The sequence below is a fragment of the uncultured Sphingomonas sp. genome (assembly GCF_946477935.1).
GTDB lineage: Bacteria > Pseudomonadota > Alphaproteobacteria > Sphingomonadales > Sphingomonadaceae > Sphingomonas.
In genome coordinates this window covers 1-14,265 of the sequence record NZ_CAMLAC010000020.1, presented here as the reverse complement: position 1 = coordinate 14,265, position 14,265 = coordinate 1, and the positions used below count along the sequence as shown (strand labels likewise).

The window sequence follows — 14,265 nt, the reverse complement described above, 5'->3', positions numbered from 1 at the left end:
GTCTCGGGCGCTGCCTCCGCCATCGTCACTTCCTCGCCCATGGCCGCCCGCTCGCTTCTTCTTCGTCCAGCATCTGCTGACGCTGCTCCTTCAGGTGCCACGGCATCTCCTCGAACACCCCGTCGAACAGCGAATCGAGCGGCTGGTGCAACCCGTGCCCCAATATGCCGTTCGCCTCCGCCGCCTTCTGCGCGGCGCGCACCTCCTCCGCACACGCCTTGTCCTGCTCGGCGTGCTGCTCCTCGCTCCACTCGCCAATCGCGATCAGGTGATCCTTCAACCGCACCACGGGATCGCCCAGCGGCCACGCGCCCGATTCCTCGGAGGAGCGATATTGCGTGGGATCGTCGGAGGTGGAGTGCCCCTCGGCGCGGTAGGTGAACAGCTCGATCAGCGTCGATCCCTGGTTCAGCCGCGCCCGCTCCGCCGCCCACTGCGTCGCCGCATAGACCGCGAGCGCATCATTCCCGTCGACGCGCAGGCCCGCAATCCCGTACCCGATCGCCCGCGCCGCAAAGGTCGTCGCCTCCGCCCCCGCAAAGCCCGAGAAGCTGGAAATCGCCCACTGGTTGTTGACGACGTTCATGATGACGGGCGCACGGTACACCGCGGCAAAGGTGCAGGCAGAGTGGAAATCACCCTCCGCGGTCGAACCCTCGCCGCACCACACCGCGGCGATCCGGCTGTCGCCCTTCGCCGCCGACGCCATCGCCCAGCCCACCGCCTGCGGATATTGCGTCGTCAGGTTGCCCGAGATCGAGAAGAAGCCGAACCGCTTTTCCGAATACATGATGGGCAGTTGCTTGCCGCCCAGCTTGTCGCCGGTGTTGGAATAGATCTGGTTCATCATGTCGACCAGCGGACAGCCGCGCGCGATCAGCAGCCCCTGTTGCCGGTACGACGGGAAGCACATGTCGTCGGCGTCCAGCGCATAGGCCGCGGCCACCGCCACCGCCTCCTCGCCGCGCGCCTTCATGTAGAAGCTGGTCTTGCCCTGCCGCTGCGCCCGGAACATCCGCTCGTCGAATGCGCGCAACAGCACCATGCTGCGCAGCATCCGGCGCAGCAGGTCGGGCGAGAGCTTCGGATCCCATGGGCCGACCGCGCGGGCCTTCTCGTCCAGCACGCGGACCAGGCTGTAGGACAGTTCGTGGAAATCGGCCGGCGCATCGCCGGTATCGGGCCTCCGTGCAGCACCCGCGGGCGGCACGTCGAAGCCGTTGAAATCCACCGCATCGCCAGGCCGGAAACGCGGTTCGGGCACATGCAGGCTCAGCGGCGGCAGATTGGCGCGGGAATGTCCGGCCATGCTCTCTCCAATCAGTGGCGCCCGATCTTCGGGTCGATCACTCGTTTCAACCGCCTGTTATAAAATTTCAAGCCCCTGCGGCGCTTTTCGTGGCCGCCTTGCCGTGCAGCCACCCATCTCCTATCTGCGCCGCGCGGTGACCACGTTCCCGCCCCATACGGGTGTTCAAGACCGGGACGGCCCGGCAGCAAGCCATCAAAGGACGCTGCCCATGCCCTGGATCATTCTCACCATCGCCGGTCTGTTCGAAGTCGTCTGGGCATATGCGATGAAGCAATCGCACGGCTTCACCCGGCCATGGCCGTCAATCGTCACCTTCGTCGGCATGTTCATCAGCTTCGGCCTGTTGTCCTGGGCGATGCGCAGCCTGCCGCTCGGCACCGCCTATACGGTGTGGACCGGCATCGGCGCGGTCGGCGCCTTCCTGCTCGGCGTGCTGATCCTCGGCGAGTCTGCGCATCCGATGCGCATCGGTGCCGCGGTGCTGATCGTCTCCGGACTGGTGCTGATGAAGCTGTCAGATGGGTAGGGATTTGGCACTGCTGCGGTCAGTTACGATACGGACGGTCGGGCATTTTGGATCGGCACATTGGCCGAGACCTTTCAGAGACGCCGCCGTCGGAGATCGCGGTGCCGAAGAATCGTGCCGAGCAGCGCACCTGGAATGCTGCCGCAAACGCTGAGCATGCCATAGATCGGAATGGCCACCCCAGCGGTGGAACTTTCCGGACGCACGACCATGATGGCAAGAAAAGTGATCGCCATCACAGCAATCGGCAGACCGCAGCCTACGTGAGCCGGATTCTCAGAGGCCTTCCAACTCACAAACAGGCCGAGCAAAAAGGAAGTCAAAGCGATGCCGATATACATGGCCACACCTCGTCAACTTCCGCAGTTATTCCTCAAATATAAATCATTTCTTCGCCCCGTCAACGATCAAAACACTCAAATATATAGTTTAGGATTGCAAAAACTTGCCAAACTATGAATGTTTGCCAACAAAGTTGGGTTGACTGCATTATCTACAACATCAATCACATAACGTTGAATAATGCTTACCAAGCAAGGACCAAATAACTAACGCATTGTATCCTTGCAAGATCGAGCAACGGTAGGATGCCCCCGCGTTTCCCGTATGATCATCTGTCACGAGATAGAGGGGGCAGGCAGCCGTGCCTCCCCCTCACCCGCCCACCACCTGCTCGATCACGCCGAAGATCGGATGATGCCGGTCGTCCTCCGCCCAGATCCGCACCGTATCGCCCGCCTTCAGGAACGGCGTCTTCGCCGCGCCCTCGCGGATCGTCTCGACGGTACGCAGCTCCGCCAGGCACGAATAGCCGACGCCACCCTCCGCGATCGGCTTGCCGGGGCCGCCATCGGCGTCGCGGTTGGAGACGGTACCCGATCCGATGATCGTCCCCGCGCCCAGTGCCCGCGTCTTCGCGGCATGCGCGACCAGCGTGCCGAAGTCGAAGGTCATGTCCTCGCCCGCCTCGGCGCGACCGAAGGGCTTGCCGTTCAGGTCGACCATCAACCGCCGGTGCAGCTTGCCGTCCCGCCACCAGTCGCCAAGCGCATCCGGCGTCACGAACACCGGCGAAAAGGCGGAGGCCGGTTTCGACTGAAAGAAGCCGAACCCCTTGGCCAGTTCGCCGGGGATAAGCCCGCGCAAGGACACGTCGTTGGTCAGCCCGATCAGCCGGATCGCCGCCAGCGCCTCGTCGCGGCTGGCGCCCAGCGGCACGTCGCCGGTCACCACTACGACCTCGGCCTCCAGATCGCAGCCCCAGCTTTCGTCCGCTAGCGGGATGGGATCGCGCGGCCCCAGAAAGCCGTCCGAACCGCCCTGATACATCAGCGGATCGTGCCAGAAACTGTCCGGCATCTCCGCGCCCCGCGCCTGCCGGACTAGCGCCACATGGTTCACATAGGCCGAGCCATCCGCCCACTGGTACGCGCGCGGCAGCGGCGCGGCGGCATCATGCTCGTGAAAGCGCCCCTTGGGGATCGCGTCATGCGCCAGATCGGTGGCCAGATTGGCGAGGTCGGGGGCCAACCGGTCCCAGTCGTCCAGCGCCGCCTGCAAGGTCGGCGCGATATGCGCGGCATCGGCATACCAGGCCAGATCGTCCGACACGACGACGAGGCGGCCATCGCGACCCCCCTTCAGGCTGGCAAGCTTCATGGGCGTTCCTCTCCATTGTTTGGCACAGGCGTGCCGGAAGCGGGGGCGCGGATCAACCCCGCGCGGCCCCACCCGGCAGCTTGACTTTTTCGCGATTCTCAGTCAGGCGAGCCGCCGATCGTGCCGGCTCATGGCAAGCGTGAACGGACTTTGGTCCCGGCGCCGGCGCGATATTTCGATCAAAGGCTGTCCTTGTCACGCGGGGCATCATTCTTCCCCCCGGTGCGCCGGCCGATTGCGGCTGCGCCCGCTGCCAAGGCTGTTTTCATGTCCTTTTCCGAACTCGGTTTGTCGGAGCCGCTCGTCCGCGCGCTCGAAGCCAAGGGTTATGCCGAACCCACCCCGATCCAGCGCGATTCGATCCCGACGCTGCTGGAAGGCCGCGACCTGCTGGGCATCGCCCAGACCGGCACCGGCAAGACCGCGGCCTTCGTGCTGCCGTCGATCCAGCGCCTCGTCGCCGCCAACAAGCGCGTGCTGCCGACGCATTGCCGCATGCTGGTGCTCGCGCCCACGCGCGAACTCGCCAGCCAGATCGCCGACAATGCGCGCGGCTATGGCAAGTTTTCCAAGCTGACCGTGGCCACCGTCTTCGGCGGCACCAGCATCGCCAAGAACAAGAATGATCTGGCGCGCGGTGTCGACATCCTCGTCGCCACGCCCGGCCGCCTGATCGATCTGGTCGAGCAGCAGTTGCTCAACCTGTCGATGATCGAGATCCTGGTGCTCGACGAAGCGGACCAGATGCTCGACCTGGGCTTCATCCATGCGCTGCGCCGCATCGTGAAGATGCTGCCGAAGAAGCGTCAGTCGCTGTTCTTCTCGGCCACCATGCCGACCCAGATCCGCGAGCTGGCGGACAAGTTCCTCGACGATCCGGCGACCGTTTCGGTCACCCCGGTCGCGACCACGGCCGAGCGCGTCGAGCAATACGTCACCTTCGTCACCCAGACGGAAAAGCAGGCGCTGTTGACCATCGTGCTGGGCGATCCGGCGATCGACCGTGCGCTGGTCTTCACCCGTACCAAGCATGGCGCCGACCGCGTCGTGAAGCTGCTGGCGGGCAACGGTATCGCGTCGCACGCGATCCACGGCAACAAGAGCCAGGCGCAGCGCGAGCGTGCGCTGGGCGCGTTCAAGTCGGGCGAGGTCCGCATCCTGGTCGCGACTGACATCGCCGCACGCGGCATCGACGTGTCGGGCGTCAGCCATGTGGTGAATTTCGAGCTGCCCAACGTGCCCGAACAATATGTCCACCGCATCGGCCGCACCGCGCGCGCCGGTCGTTCGGGCATCGCCATCGCCTTCTGTGCCGAGGACGAGCGGCCCTATCTGCGCGATATCGAGAAGCTGACGCGCCAGAAGGTGCCCGTCACTCCGCTGCCCGCCGACTTCGTGAAGCGGGCCGAGGCGATCAAGGCGCAGCGCGTGAAGGCGATCGGTGCGGACCCCGCGCCGCGGGTCGACCGCCCGCGTCAGCAGCCGCGGCCCAAGGCGACGCATGCAGCGCGCCCCAGCGATCCCCGCGGCCCGCGTGGTCGTCAGCAGCGTCGTCGTGGCGGCAGTGGTGGTGGCCGCAGCACCGGCGCCCCCGCCCAGGGCTGAGGCCCCTCCGGCGTGGGACAGGGATAAACCGGCGGGGTCGGGGCGTTGTCCCGGCATCGATCCATAAAAGGAGGATGCCATGGACATCGCCCATACCCCCGCCGCCGAACGCATCGCTCGCGTGCTTTGCGGCCAGCGGATCAGCATCAACGCCGGTGGCGAGACCGAATCCGCCTCCGCATTGGTGGACGATCACTGGAAGGATCATCTGCCCGACGCACTGGCTGTCCTGCGCACGCTTCGTGAGCCCGATCAGCAGATGGCCGCCGCCGGCGATCCCGCCATCTGGGAAGCCATGGTCCTGGTTGCTATCGAACAGGCCAAGCCGAAACCGCAAACGGTGGTGCTGTAACACCCCGACCGACGCTTCGCCGACCGGCAGGACGCGAAGCGTCATCAAATTATTGCGTGCAGCGGCGCAGAAAACGCAGGAGACATGCCCGCCTATTGAACCGCGAAGCGCTTCACCCATCGCCCGATAAGCACGGAACGATCACCACTAACGAAGCCCCTCCGCGTTCTCCGCGCCTCCGCGCGAGTATAAATCTTCTTCGCGTCTTCGCGTCTTCGCGTGAATCCAATCAGCCCCACGCCCGCTCAATCCACGAAGCGCGGCGCCCGCTTCTCCAGATTCGCCATCACCGCCTCACGCTGGTTCGTGCTGCCGATCAGCCGCAACTGCGCCGCGCTTTCCGCACGCAGGATGGTGGCGGCATCGCCATCCGCGGCAACCGCGAACAACCCCTTGGCCTCGCGCACCGCATCCGGGCTGTGCGAAGCGATCACCCGCGCCAGATCGCGTGCCGATCCCATCGGATCGTCCGTCAGGCGCGTGACGAAGCCGAACGCCTGCGCCTCCTGCGCCGAGAATTCGCGCGCACTATAGGTCAGCTCGCGCAGCACATCATCGCGCACCATGCCGCGCCAAAGCGCGATACCCGCCATGTCGGGCACCAGACCCCAGTGCATTTCGCGAATGGCGAAGCGGGTCGCAGGGTGGGCCAGCCGGATGTCGGCCCCGGACATGATCTGGCAGCCGCCACCGAAGGCGACGCCGTGCACCGCCGCGATCACCGGCATCGGCAGCGTTCTCCAGCCCCAGGCAGCTTGCTGCACCAGGTTCGCGGCACCATGCGTCCGCTCCTCGGTGAGCAGGCCGGAGCCGCCTGCCGCCATCGCCGCCATGTCCAGCCCGGCGCAAAAGGCATTGCCTTCGCCCGACAGGATGACGGCGCGCACCTCGGACCGTGTTGCCAGTGCCGCGATCGTGTCGGCGATCTGTGCGAACATGGCCGCGTCGATCGCGTTCATCTTGGCGGCGCGGGCCAGTCGCACTTCGGCGACGCCATCGGCCAGCGTGATCGCCACCCGGTCTTCCATCACCACTCTCCACACATGCCTGACGCCGATTGCGCCGCATGTACAGCGGTGTACAGCATGTCGCGATGAGGTTCGATATCGACCGGTTCGCCGCCGCGGGCGGCTTTGGCGGCCATGGCGGCCGACTGGGCATGCGCTATCATGCGCACGGGGTAGACTGGGCCGAACTGGCGCTGCCCTATGATCCGGCGCTGATCGGCGATCCGGACAGCGGCGTCATCGCCTCCGGGCCGATCATCACCATCATGGACATGGCCACCAGCCTGGCGGTGTGGCTGAAACGCGGGCGTTTCGTGCCGCATGCCACGCTCGATCTGCGCGTCGACTATCTGCGCCCCGCCACCCCGGGCGCCACCGTCATCGGACACGGCGAATGCTACCGCGTCACCCGCACCATCGCCTTTGTCCGCGGACAGGCGCACGACGGCAACCCCGACGACCCCGTCGCCCATGTCACCGGCACCTTCATGACCACCGGCCTCCGCGACCCCCGCCAACCATGAACCCGCCCCAGACGCTGCCGCCCTATGCCGATCTGCTCGGCTGCACGATCGAGCGCGCGGGCGACGGCACGCCCGAACTCGTCCTCCCCTTCGGCGACGACGTCATCGGCCGCCCCGGCTTCCTTCACGGCGGCGCGATCGCGGGACTGTTGGAGGTCGCGGCGATCGCGATGCTGGCGCATGCGCTGGAGGCGGAGGGCGGCAGCCGGATCAAGCCGGTCACCGTCACTGTCGACTTCATGCGCGGCGGGCGCGACCACACCACGCGCGCCGCCGCACGCATCGTCCGCCTCGGCCGCCGCATCGCCAATGTCGAGGCGATCGCCTGGCAGGATGATCGCGATCGCCCGATCGCCACCGCGCGCATGACGTACCGCATCAGCCGGCCGTCGCCCGTCCTTTCGGAGTAGCATTTCCGGTCGTGCCCTAGCCCCTCATAGCAATGGAACAAAAACGCGCGCCGCATTTAAGCTCCTGCCACAACGAAAGCGGACCTGGGGGCAGGTATGCAGGGGGCAAGCACAAAGCGATCGATCGGGGGATTCCCGGTCATCAACTGCGACCGTCATGTTCTGGCGGAAGCATTACGGCATCGTCTCGCGCTCAGGCGGCGGACGATCCTGTTCTTCGCCAATCAGAATTTCGTCGTCGAATGCCAGTCGATCGGGCGGCGCATGGCGTCGCGGCGCGACGTGCTGGTGGTCAGCGATGGGATCGGGGCGGAAATCGGGGCGCGGCTGGTCAGCGGGCGCGGGTTCGTCGAGAACCTGAACGGCACCGACTTCACGCCGTTCTTCTTCGAGAAGCTCGGCCGCAAGCTGCGCCTGTTCCTGGTCGGCGGCTCGCCGGAGAATGTCGGGGCAGCCGCGCGCATTTTTGCCGAAAGCTGGTCGACCGAAGTGGTCGGCACGCAGGACGGCTTCTCGCTGTGGGAAGACGAGGATGCGGTGATCGAGCGTATCCGGGAAGCAAAGCCCGACGTGCTGATCGTCGGCATGGGCAATCCGCTGCAGGAACGCTGGATCCTCGACCATGCGGACCGGTTGCAGGTGCCGCTCGCCATGGGAGTGGGCGCGCTGTTCGAATGGCTGACCGGCGCCAAGCAGCGCGCGCCGCAATGGGTTCGCGATGCGCGCATGGAATGGGCCTATCGCCTGGCCAGCGAACCGCAGCGCCTCGCCAAGCGCTATTCGGTCGGCATCGTCCACTTCTTCCTGCTGGTCGCCGCCTGGGGACAGGCGAATTTCAAGCCGGAGGACGAGAAGCACCCGGTCCCGCTGCCGCCCAGGCATGAGGTGGAGGAAGAGCGCGAGGCGGTGCCGGTCGCCTGAGCGACGCGCTATCCCGCCGGGGTCAGTTGCACCAGCCGACCCCGCGCCCCGTCTTCCAGCACCCACAAGGTGCCGTCCGGCCCTTGCTCTACCTCGCGGATCCGCGCGTCCAGTGCCAGCCGGCCGACTTCGCTCGCCGTCGTGCCGGTCACCCGCACGCGCACCAGCCCCTGGCTGACCAGCCCGGCCAGCACGAAGTCATTGGTCCAGCCGGCAAAGCGCGTGCCCGTATATTGGATCATGCCGCCCGGCGCGATCACCGGCGTCCAGCTTACCAGCGGCGCGATAAAGGTCGGGTTGGTCGCATGCCGCGGGATCGGCGTCCCGCCGTAAGCATTCCCCTCCGATACGTTGGGCCAGCCATAATTGCGGCCGGCTTCGATCAGGTTGAACTCGTCGCCGCCTTCGGGCCCCTGCTCGCTTTCGAACAATCGGCCATCGGCGGCAAAGACCAGGCCGTAGGGATTGCGGTGGCCCAGCGTCCAGATTTCCGGCTTCGCGCCGCTGCGCCCGACGAACGGGTTGGTGGAGGGCACCGCGCCATCGGGATCGATCCGCACGATCTTGCCCAGCGTCTGCGCCAGATCCTGTGCCGGCGTTTCCTTCTGCCGCTCGCCCGCGGTCACGAACAGCCGCCGGTCGGACGAGAACGCCATGCGCCCGCCGAAATGTCCGTCGCCCGACACCTTGGGATCCTGCCGCCAGATCACGCTGACATTGTCCAGCCGCCCGCCGGCGCCATCGGCAACCAGCGTGCCGCGCGCCACCGCCAGCCCCTTGCCGCCGCTACCCGCCTCGGCATAGCTCAGATAGATGCGGTTGTTGCTGGCGAATTGCGGGTCCAGCACCACGTCCTGCAACCCGCCCTGCCCGGCATAGGCGACCGCCGGCACGCCCGACACGGCCGCGGACACGGTGCCGGTGGTGGTCACGATGCGCAGCCGTCCCGGCTTCTCGGTCACCAGCATCCGCCCATCAGGCAGGAACACCATCGCCCATGGATTGTCGAAGGTCGCGACTGCGTTGCGCGTCACGCTGGTGGTGGGCGTCGGCGTCGTCGGGGTTGGTGTACCCGTCGGGCTGGGCACCGGCGCGATTGATCCGTTGCCGTCATCATCGCCGCACCCGCCCGTCAGCAGCAGCAGCGCGAGTATGAAGGGCGTGGCGCGCCGCGGGGTCATGACCGCGGATCCAGCCGGATCAGCCGCCCCTGCGATCCCTCGCGACCATCCTCCAGCACATAGATCGCCCCGTCCGGCCCTTCGGCCACGTCGCGAATGCGCGCGCCCATGTCCCACTGATCGCCCTTCCTCGCCTCCGTCCCGTTCAGGTCGACCCGCACCAGCGCCTTGCTCGACAGACCGCCGATGAACGCATCGCCCTTCCACTGCGGGAAGCGATTGCCCGCGTAGATCATCAATCCACCCGGCGAGATCACCGGATTCCAGGATACCTTTGGCGGCTCATAGCCGTCACCGGGCTTGTGGTCGGGGATATCGCGCCCGTCATAATGCGATCCATTGGAGGCGTTGGGCCAGCCATAGTTGAGCCCGGGGCGGATCAGGTTCACCTCGTCCCCGCCCTTGGGGCCCATTTCCTGTTCCCAGAGATTGCCCTGTGCATCGAATGCCAGCCCCAGCAGGTTGCGGTGCCCATAGGACCACACCGCCGGATTGAACCCCTGCGCCGCCAGCGGATTGCCCGGTGCCGGCTTGCCGTCCAGGGTCAGACGCAACACCTTGCCCAGCGTCGCCTGCTTGTCCTGCGCGGGCGTGAACTTCTGTCGGTCGCCCGCGGTGAAGAACAGATATTTGCCATCGGGGGAAAAGGCGATCCGCCCCGAATAATGGCCATTGCCCTCCACCAGCGGCCCGGCGCGGAACAGCGCCTCGATCTGGCGCAACCGGTCGTCGGCCAGCACGCCGCGGGCCAGCACCACGCCCTTGCCGCCGTCGCCAGCGGCGGAATAGCTGAAATAGACCTGCTTGTTCTGCGCAAAGCCGGGTGCGGGCACGATATCCATCAACGCGCCCTGCCCCGCCGAATCGACCGGCAGCGTCGCGATGACGCTTTTGGTCTTTCCGTCGGCGGACACCAGCAGCATCCGCCCGTCCTTTTCGCTGACCAGCATCCGCCGATCGGGCAGGAAGGCCAGTGCCCAGGGCGAATCGAAGTCGGCGATCACGGTCTCGGTGAACGGCTTCGCGCCCGCCGGCATCGTGGCGGCCTGCGTCGCGACGTTGTCGGAGGCCGGGTCGGACGACGCCTCGACGTTTCCGGAACAGGCGATCAGTGCCACCGGCAACAGCGCGAGCAGACTTACATGCATCAACATCCTCCCGATTTCCCACTCAAACGCGGAACCTTGGCGAAGGATGCTTGTACCTTGCCCCGTTCGGGCGTATATCCTGCATCACTCTCTAACATCGTCAGGTGAAAGAGGCTGCGGGGCAACGGCACCGCGGCACCGAACCTGCATATCCGGGATCTTGCATGGCGGACATCGCCCTTCTCACGTCGATCATCGAACCCGAGGCGAAGGCGCTCGGCTTCGCCCTGGTGCGCGTGAAGATGTATGGCGGCCAGTCGGACCCGACGCTGCAGGTGATGGCCGAGCGTCCCGATACCCGCCAGTTGACGATCGACGACTGCGCCGACCTGTCGCGCCGCATTTCCGACGTGTTCGACCAGATGGAGGCCGAGGGCCGCGATCCGATCGAGCATGCCTATCGCCTGGAGGTCTCCTCGCCCGGCATCGATCGTCCGCTGACCCGGCTCAAGGACTTTGCCGACTGGGCCGGGCATGAGGCGCGCATCTACCTTGTCGAGCCGATCGAGAACCGCAAGCAACTGACCGGCGACCTGATCGGGGTCGAGGGCGATCAGGTGACGATCGACGTCAACAAGTTCAAGCCGATGACGGTGCGGTTCGACCAGATTGCGGACGCAAAGCTGCTCATGACCGATCGCCTGATCGCCGCCACCCAGCCGCTCTCCACCGAGGGCGCCGACGAATTCTTTTACCAGGACGCGCCAGAGGACGGCGCCACCACGGAAGGACAGCACTGATGGCCACCGCCGTTTCCGCCAACAAGGCGGAACTGATCGCGATTGCGAACGCCGTCGCATCCGAGAAGATGATCGACAAGGCGATCGTCATCGAGGCGATGGAAGATGCGATCCAGCGCGCCGCCCGCGCCCGCTACGGTGCGGAAAACGACATCCGCGCCAAGCTCGATCCGAACTCCGGCGACCTGCGCCTGTGGCGCGTCGTGGAAGTGGTCGAGCAGGTCGACGACTATTACAAGCAGATCGACCTGAAGGGCGCCGAGAAGCTTCAGAAGGGCGCCGCGATCGGCGACTTCATCGTCGATCCGCTGCCCCCGATCGAGTTCGGCCGCATCGCGGCGCAGGCCGCCAAGCAGGTGATCTTCCAGAAGGTCCGCGATGCCGAGCGCGAGCGCCAGTATGAGGAGTTCCGCGACCGTCAGGGCGAGATCATCACCGGCGTCGTCAAGCGCGTCGAGTTCGGCCATATCGTGGTCGATCTCGGCCGTGCCGAGGGCGTGATCCGCCGCGACGCGCAGATCCCGCGTGAGGCGGTGCGCGTCAACGACCGCATCCGCTCGCTGATCCTAAACGTGCGCCGCGAGAACCGGGGCCCGCAGATCTTCCTCAGCCGCGCGCATCCCGACTTCATGAAGAAGCTGTTCGCGCAGGAAGTGCCTGAAATCTACGACGGCATCATCGAGATCAAGGCCGCCGCCCGCGATCCGGGCAGCCGCGCCAAGATCGGCGTCATCAGCCACGACTCGTCGATCGACCCGGTCGGCGCCTGCGTCGGCATGAAGGGCAGCCGCGTGCAGGCCGTGGTGCAGGAGATGCAGGGCGAGAAGATCGACATCATCCCCTGGTCGCCCGACACCGCGACCTTCGTGGTGAACGCGCTCCAGCCCGCCAACGTCAGCCGCGTCGTGATCGACGAGGAAGAGGACCGGATCGAGGTGGTGGTGCCCGACGACCAGCTTTCGCTGGCGATCGGCCGTCGCGGCCAGAATGTCCGCCTCGCCAGTCAGTTGACCGCCAAGGCGATCGACATCCTGACCGAAGCCGACGCCTCCGAGAAGCGCCAGAAGGAGTTCGTCCAGAACTCCGAGATGTTCCAGAACGAACTGGACGTGGACGAGACGCTGGCGCAGCTTCTGGTCGCCGAGGGCTTCGGCGCGCTCGAAGAGGTCGCCTATGTCGAGATCGACGAGCTGGCGAGCATCGAGGGTTTCGACGACGATCTGGCGCAGGAACTGCAAAGCCGTGCGCAGGAAGCGCTCGACCGCCGCGAGCAGGCCAATCGCGACGAGCGTCAGGCGCTGGGCGTCGAGGACGCGCTGGCAGACATGCCCTATCTGACCGAGGCGATGCTGGTCACGCTGGGCAAGGCGGGCATCAAGACGCTGGACGATCTCGCCGATCTCGCCACCGACGAGCTGGTCGAGAAGAAGCGCGCCGAGCCGCGCCGCCGGGGTGACGATGCCCCCAAGCGCGAGCCCAAGGGCGGCATCCTCGCCGAATATGGCCTCAGCGACGAGCAGGGTAACGAGATCATCATGGCCGCGCGCGCGCACTGGTTCGCCGACGAAGAGGGCGAAGAGGCTGCGGCCGGCACCGCCACCGACACCGCGGAGGACGAACAGGCCTGATGCCCTTTATCTCCATCCGCCTGGCCGGCTCCGCCACCAAGGCGCAGAAGGCCGATATCGTCGCCGACGTGACCCGCTCGATGGTGGAGCGGCTGGGCAAGAACCCGGCCGCCGTCCAGATCGTGATCGAGGAAGTGTCGACGGAAAACTACGGCGCCGGCGGTCAGTTGATCGCCGACCGCGATGCCCCGAAGGGAGACGCGCATGCGGTCCCGGGGCAATGAGCGCGAAGCCGTAAAACAGGCAGAGGCGGCAGCGGACGGCGCCCCCGTCCGCCGCTGCATCCTGTCCGGCGAGCGCGAGGCGCGCGACGGGCTGGTGCGTCTCGCGCTGGCGCCCGATGGCCGCGTGCTGCCCGATGTCCGTGCCAAGGCTCCCGGCCGCGGCGCGTGGATCGGCGTGGGACGCGCGGAGCTGGAGGTCGCACTCAGGAAGGGCCGGCTGAAGGGGGCGCTGGCGCGTGCCTACAAGACGTCCGACTTCCAGATCCCGGGCGACCTGCCCGCGCTGATCGCCGCCGCGCTGGAGCGCAATGCGCTCGACCGGCTGGGGCTCGAGTCGCGCTCGGGTGGCCTTCTCACCGGCTCCGACCGGATCGAGACGGCGGCGCGGTCGGGCCAGCTGCAGGCGCTCTACCATGCCGCCGATGCCAAGCCCGATGGCACCCGTCGTCTGGCGCAGGCGTGGCGGGTCGGTTCCGACCGCGAAGGCTCCGACCTGAAGGGGTTGGCGTTGCCGGTGGAACGCACCATATTGTCGTTGGCGTTGGGCCGCGAGAATGTGGTACATATCGGCCTGACAGATCGTAACGCAGCGAAGCGGGTGAGCGAAGCGCTCGACCGCTGGCTGCATTTTATCGGACCCGACCCTGTGGCAACGCCTTGCGAAACGGCCTCGCAAGGCGCATCGGCGTCCGATCTTTCCGGTGACCGACCGGCCGTGAACGTACACGAGGAATTTGAGTGAGCGAGACCGACAACGACAAGCCGAAACTCGGGATGCGCCAGCCTTTGGGGCTGAAGCGCACGGTCGAGACCGGCAAGGTGAAGCAGAGCTTCAGCCACGGCCGCTCGAACACCGTGATCGTGGAGACCAAGCGTCGCCGCGTGCTCGGCCGTCCGGGTGAAGGCACGCCCGAGGCACAGGCGCCCGCGCCTGAAGCCGCACCGGCGCCTGCTCCGGCTCCCGCCCCGGCACCGCAGCCGCCCCGCCCGCCGGTCAACGAGACCGCGCAGGAGCGTCAGGCCCGCCT

17 protein-coding genes are annotated in these 14,265 nt (G+C 66.5%); 11 read left to right on the top strand and 6 right to left on the bottom strand.

Features of this window, described 5'->3' with window-relative positions:
* Positions 1-25: 25 nt before the first annotated feature.
* Entirely contained in the window at positions 26-1,309 is a 1,284-nt protein-coding gene (locus tag Q0U08_RS04025) for a 3-methyl-2-oxobutanoate dehydrogenase (2-methylpropanoyl-transferring) subunit alpha (protein WP_298089884.1), read from the bottom strand.
* A 211-nt stretch (positions 1,310-1,520) separates the two neighbouring features.
* Here Q0U08_RS04025 and sugE point away from each other — a divergent pair, with 211 nt between their 5' ends.
* Positions 1,521-1,838 (top strand): quaternary ammonium compound efflux SMR transporter SugE, encoded by a 318-nt coding sequence (sugE, locus tag Q0U08_RS04020; protein WP_298089883.1) that lies wholly within the window; start codon positions 1,521-1,523, stop codon positions 1,836-1,838.
* 74 nt (positions 1,839-1,912) lie between these two features.
* Here sugE and Q0U08_RS04015 read toward each other — a convergent pair whose 3' ends face one another.
* Positions 1,913-2,179, bottom strand: a complete 267-nt coding sequence (locus tag Q0U08_RS04015; RefSeq protein ID WP_298089882.1) for a hypothetical protein — start codon at positions 2,177-2,179, stop codon at positions 1,913-1,915.
* Between the two features lie 313 nt (positions 2,180-2,492).
* The gene (locus Q0U08_RS04010) at positions 2,493-3,497 is read right to left on the bottom strand and encodes a fumarylacetoacetate hydrolase family protein (protein WP_298089881.1); all 1,005 of its coding nucleotides are present in this window, start codon (positions 3,495-3,497) and stop codon (positions 2,493-2,495) included.
* Positions 3,498-3,764: 267 nt separating this feature from the next.
* On the opposite strand from Q0U08_RS04010, the gene Q0U08_RS04005 reads away from it, so the two are divergent.
* Together Q0U08_RS04005 and Q0U08_RS04000 are read left to right on the top strand one after the other, a co-directional pair.
* Positions 3,765-5,102, top strand: a complete 1,338-nt coding sequence (locus tag Q0U08_RS04005) for a DEAD/DEAH box helicase (protein ID WP_298089880.1) — start codon at positions 3,765-3,767, stop codon at positions 5,100-5,102.
* A 79-nt stretch (positions 5,103-5,181) separates the two neighbouring features.
* Positions 5,182-5,454 (top strand): hypothetical protein, encoded by a 273-nt coding sequence (locus tag Q0U08_RS04000; RefSeq protein WP_298089879.1) that lies wholly within the window; start codon positions 5,182-5,184, stop codon positions 5,452-5,454.
* Between the two features lie 245 nt (positions 5,455-5,699).
* On the opposite strand, the gene Q0U08_RS03995 is transcribed toward Q0U08_RS04000, so the two are convergent.
* The gene (locus Q0U08_RS03995) at positions 5,700-6,482 is read right to left on the bottom strand and encodes a crotonase/enoyl-CoA hydratase family protein (RefSeq protein ID WP_298089878.1); all 783 of its coding nucleotides are present in this window, start codon (positions 6,480-6,482) and stop codon (positions 5,700-5,702) included.
* A gap of 65 nt (positions 6,483-6,547) precedes the next feature.
* Here Q0U08_RS03995 and Q0U08_RS03990 point away from each other — a divergent pair, with 65 nt between their 5' ends.
* The 3 genes from Q0U08_RS03990 to Q0U08_RS03980 all read left to right on the top strand — a co-directional run bounded on the left by Q0U08_RS03990 (position 6,548) and on the right by Q0U08_RS03980 (position 8,316).
* Positions 6,548-6,985 (top strand): PaaI family thioesterase, encoded by a 438-nt coding sequence (locus tag Q0U08_RS03990; RefSeq protein WP_298089876.1) that lies wholly within the window; start codon positions 6,548-6,550, stop codon positions 6,983-6,985.
* The gene (locus Q0U08_RS03985) at positions 6,982-7,395 is read left to right on the top strand and encodes a PaaI family thioesterase (protein WP_298089875.1); all 414 of its coding nucleotides are present in this window, start codon (positions 6,982-6,984) and stop codon (positions 7,393-7,395) included. Before Q0U08_RS03990 ends, Q0U08_RS03985 begins: the two co-directional genes overlap by 4 nt.
* A 96-nt stretch (positions 7,396-7,491) precedes the next feature.
* The gene (locus tag Q0U08_RS03980) at positions 7,492-8,316 is read left to right on the top strand and encodes a WecB/TagA/CpsF family glycosyltransferase (RefSeq protein WP_298089874.1); all 825 of its coding nucleotides are present in this window, start codon (positions 7,492-7,494) and stop codon (positions 8,314-8,316) included.
* An 8-nt stretch (positions 8,317-8,324) separates the two neighbouring features.
* Here the strand turns inward: Q0U08_RS03980 and Q0U08_RS03975 are convergent, their stop codons facing one another.
* Together Q0U08_RS03975 and Q0U08_RS03970 are read right to left on the bottom strand one after the other, a co-directional pair.
* Positions 8,325-9,497 carry a PQQ-dependent sugar dehydrogenase gene (locus Q0U08_RS03975; protein WP_298089872.1) on the bottom strand — a complete coding sequence of 391 codons (1,173 nt, stop codon included), beginning with the start codon at positions 9,495-9,497 and terminating at the stop codon, positions 8,325-8,327.
* Positions 9,494-10,645: a PQQ-dependent sugar dehydrogenase gene (locus Q0U08_RS03970; RefSeq protein WP_298089870.1), complete on the bottom strand. Its 1,152-nt coding sequence runs from the start codon at positions 10,643-10,645 to the stop codon at positions 9,494-9,496. Before Q0U08_RS03970 ends, Q0U08_RS03975 begins: the two co-directional genes overlap by 4 nt.
* A 164-nt stretch (positions 10,646-10,809) precedes the next feature.
* Here Q0U08_RS03970 and rimP point away from each other — a divergent pair, with 164 nt between their 5' ends.
* From rimP to Q0U08_RS03945, 5 genes are all read left to right on the top strand, one after another.
* On the top strand, positions 10,810-11,385 hold the full coding sequence (gene rimP / locus Q0U08_RS03965; RefSeq protein ID WP_298089869.1) for a ribosome maturation protein RimP: 576 nt from the start codon (positions 10,810-10,812) through the stop codon (positions 11,383-11,385).
* Entirely contained in the window at positions 11,385-13,013 is a 1,629-nt protein-coding gene (gene nusA, locus Q0U08_RS03960; RefSeq protein WP_298089867.1) for a transcription termination factor NusA, read from the top strand. Before rimP ends, nusA begins: the two co-directional genes overlap by 1 nt.
* The gene (locus Q0U08_RS03955; RefSeq protein ID WP_149681249.1) at positions 13,013-13,237 is read left to right on the top strand and encodes a 4-oxalocrotonate tautomerase family protein; all 225 of its coding nucleotides are present in this window, start codon (positions 13,013-13,015) and stop codon (positions 13,235-13,237) included. Before nusA ends, Q0U08_RS03955 begins: the two co-directional genes overlap by 1 nt.
* Positions 13,218-13,979: a DUF448 domain-containing protein gene (locus tag Q0U08_RS03950; protein WP_298089865.1), complete on the top strand. Its 762-nt coding sequence runs from the start codon at positions 13,218-13,220 to the stop codon at positions 13,977-13,979. Before Q0U08_RS03955 ends, Q0U08_RS03950 begins: the two co-directional genes overlap by 20 nt.
* Positions 13,976-14,265: translation initiation factor IF-2 associated domain-containing protein (locus Q0U08_RS03945; protein ID WP_298089864.1), on the top strand; the 290-nt coding region annotated here is incomplete at its 3' end. The genes Q0U08_RS03950 and Q0U08_RS03945, both read left to right, overlap by 4 nt.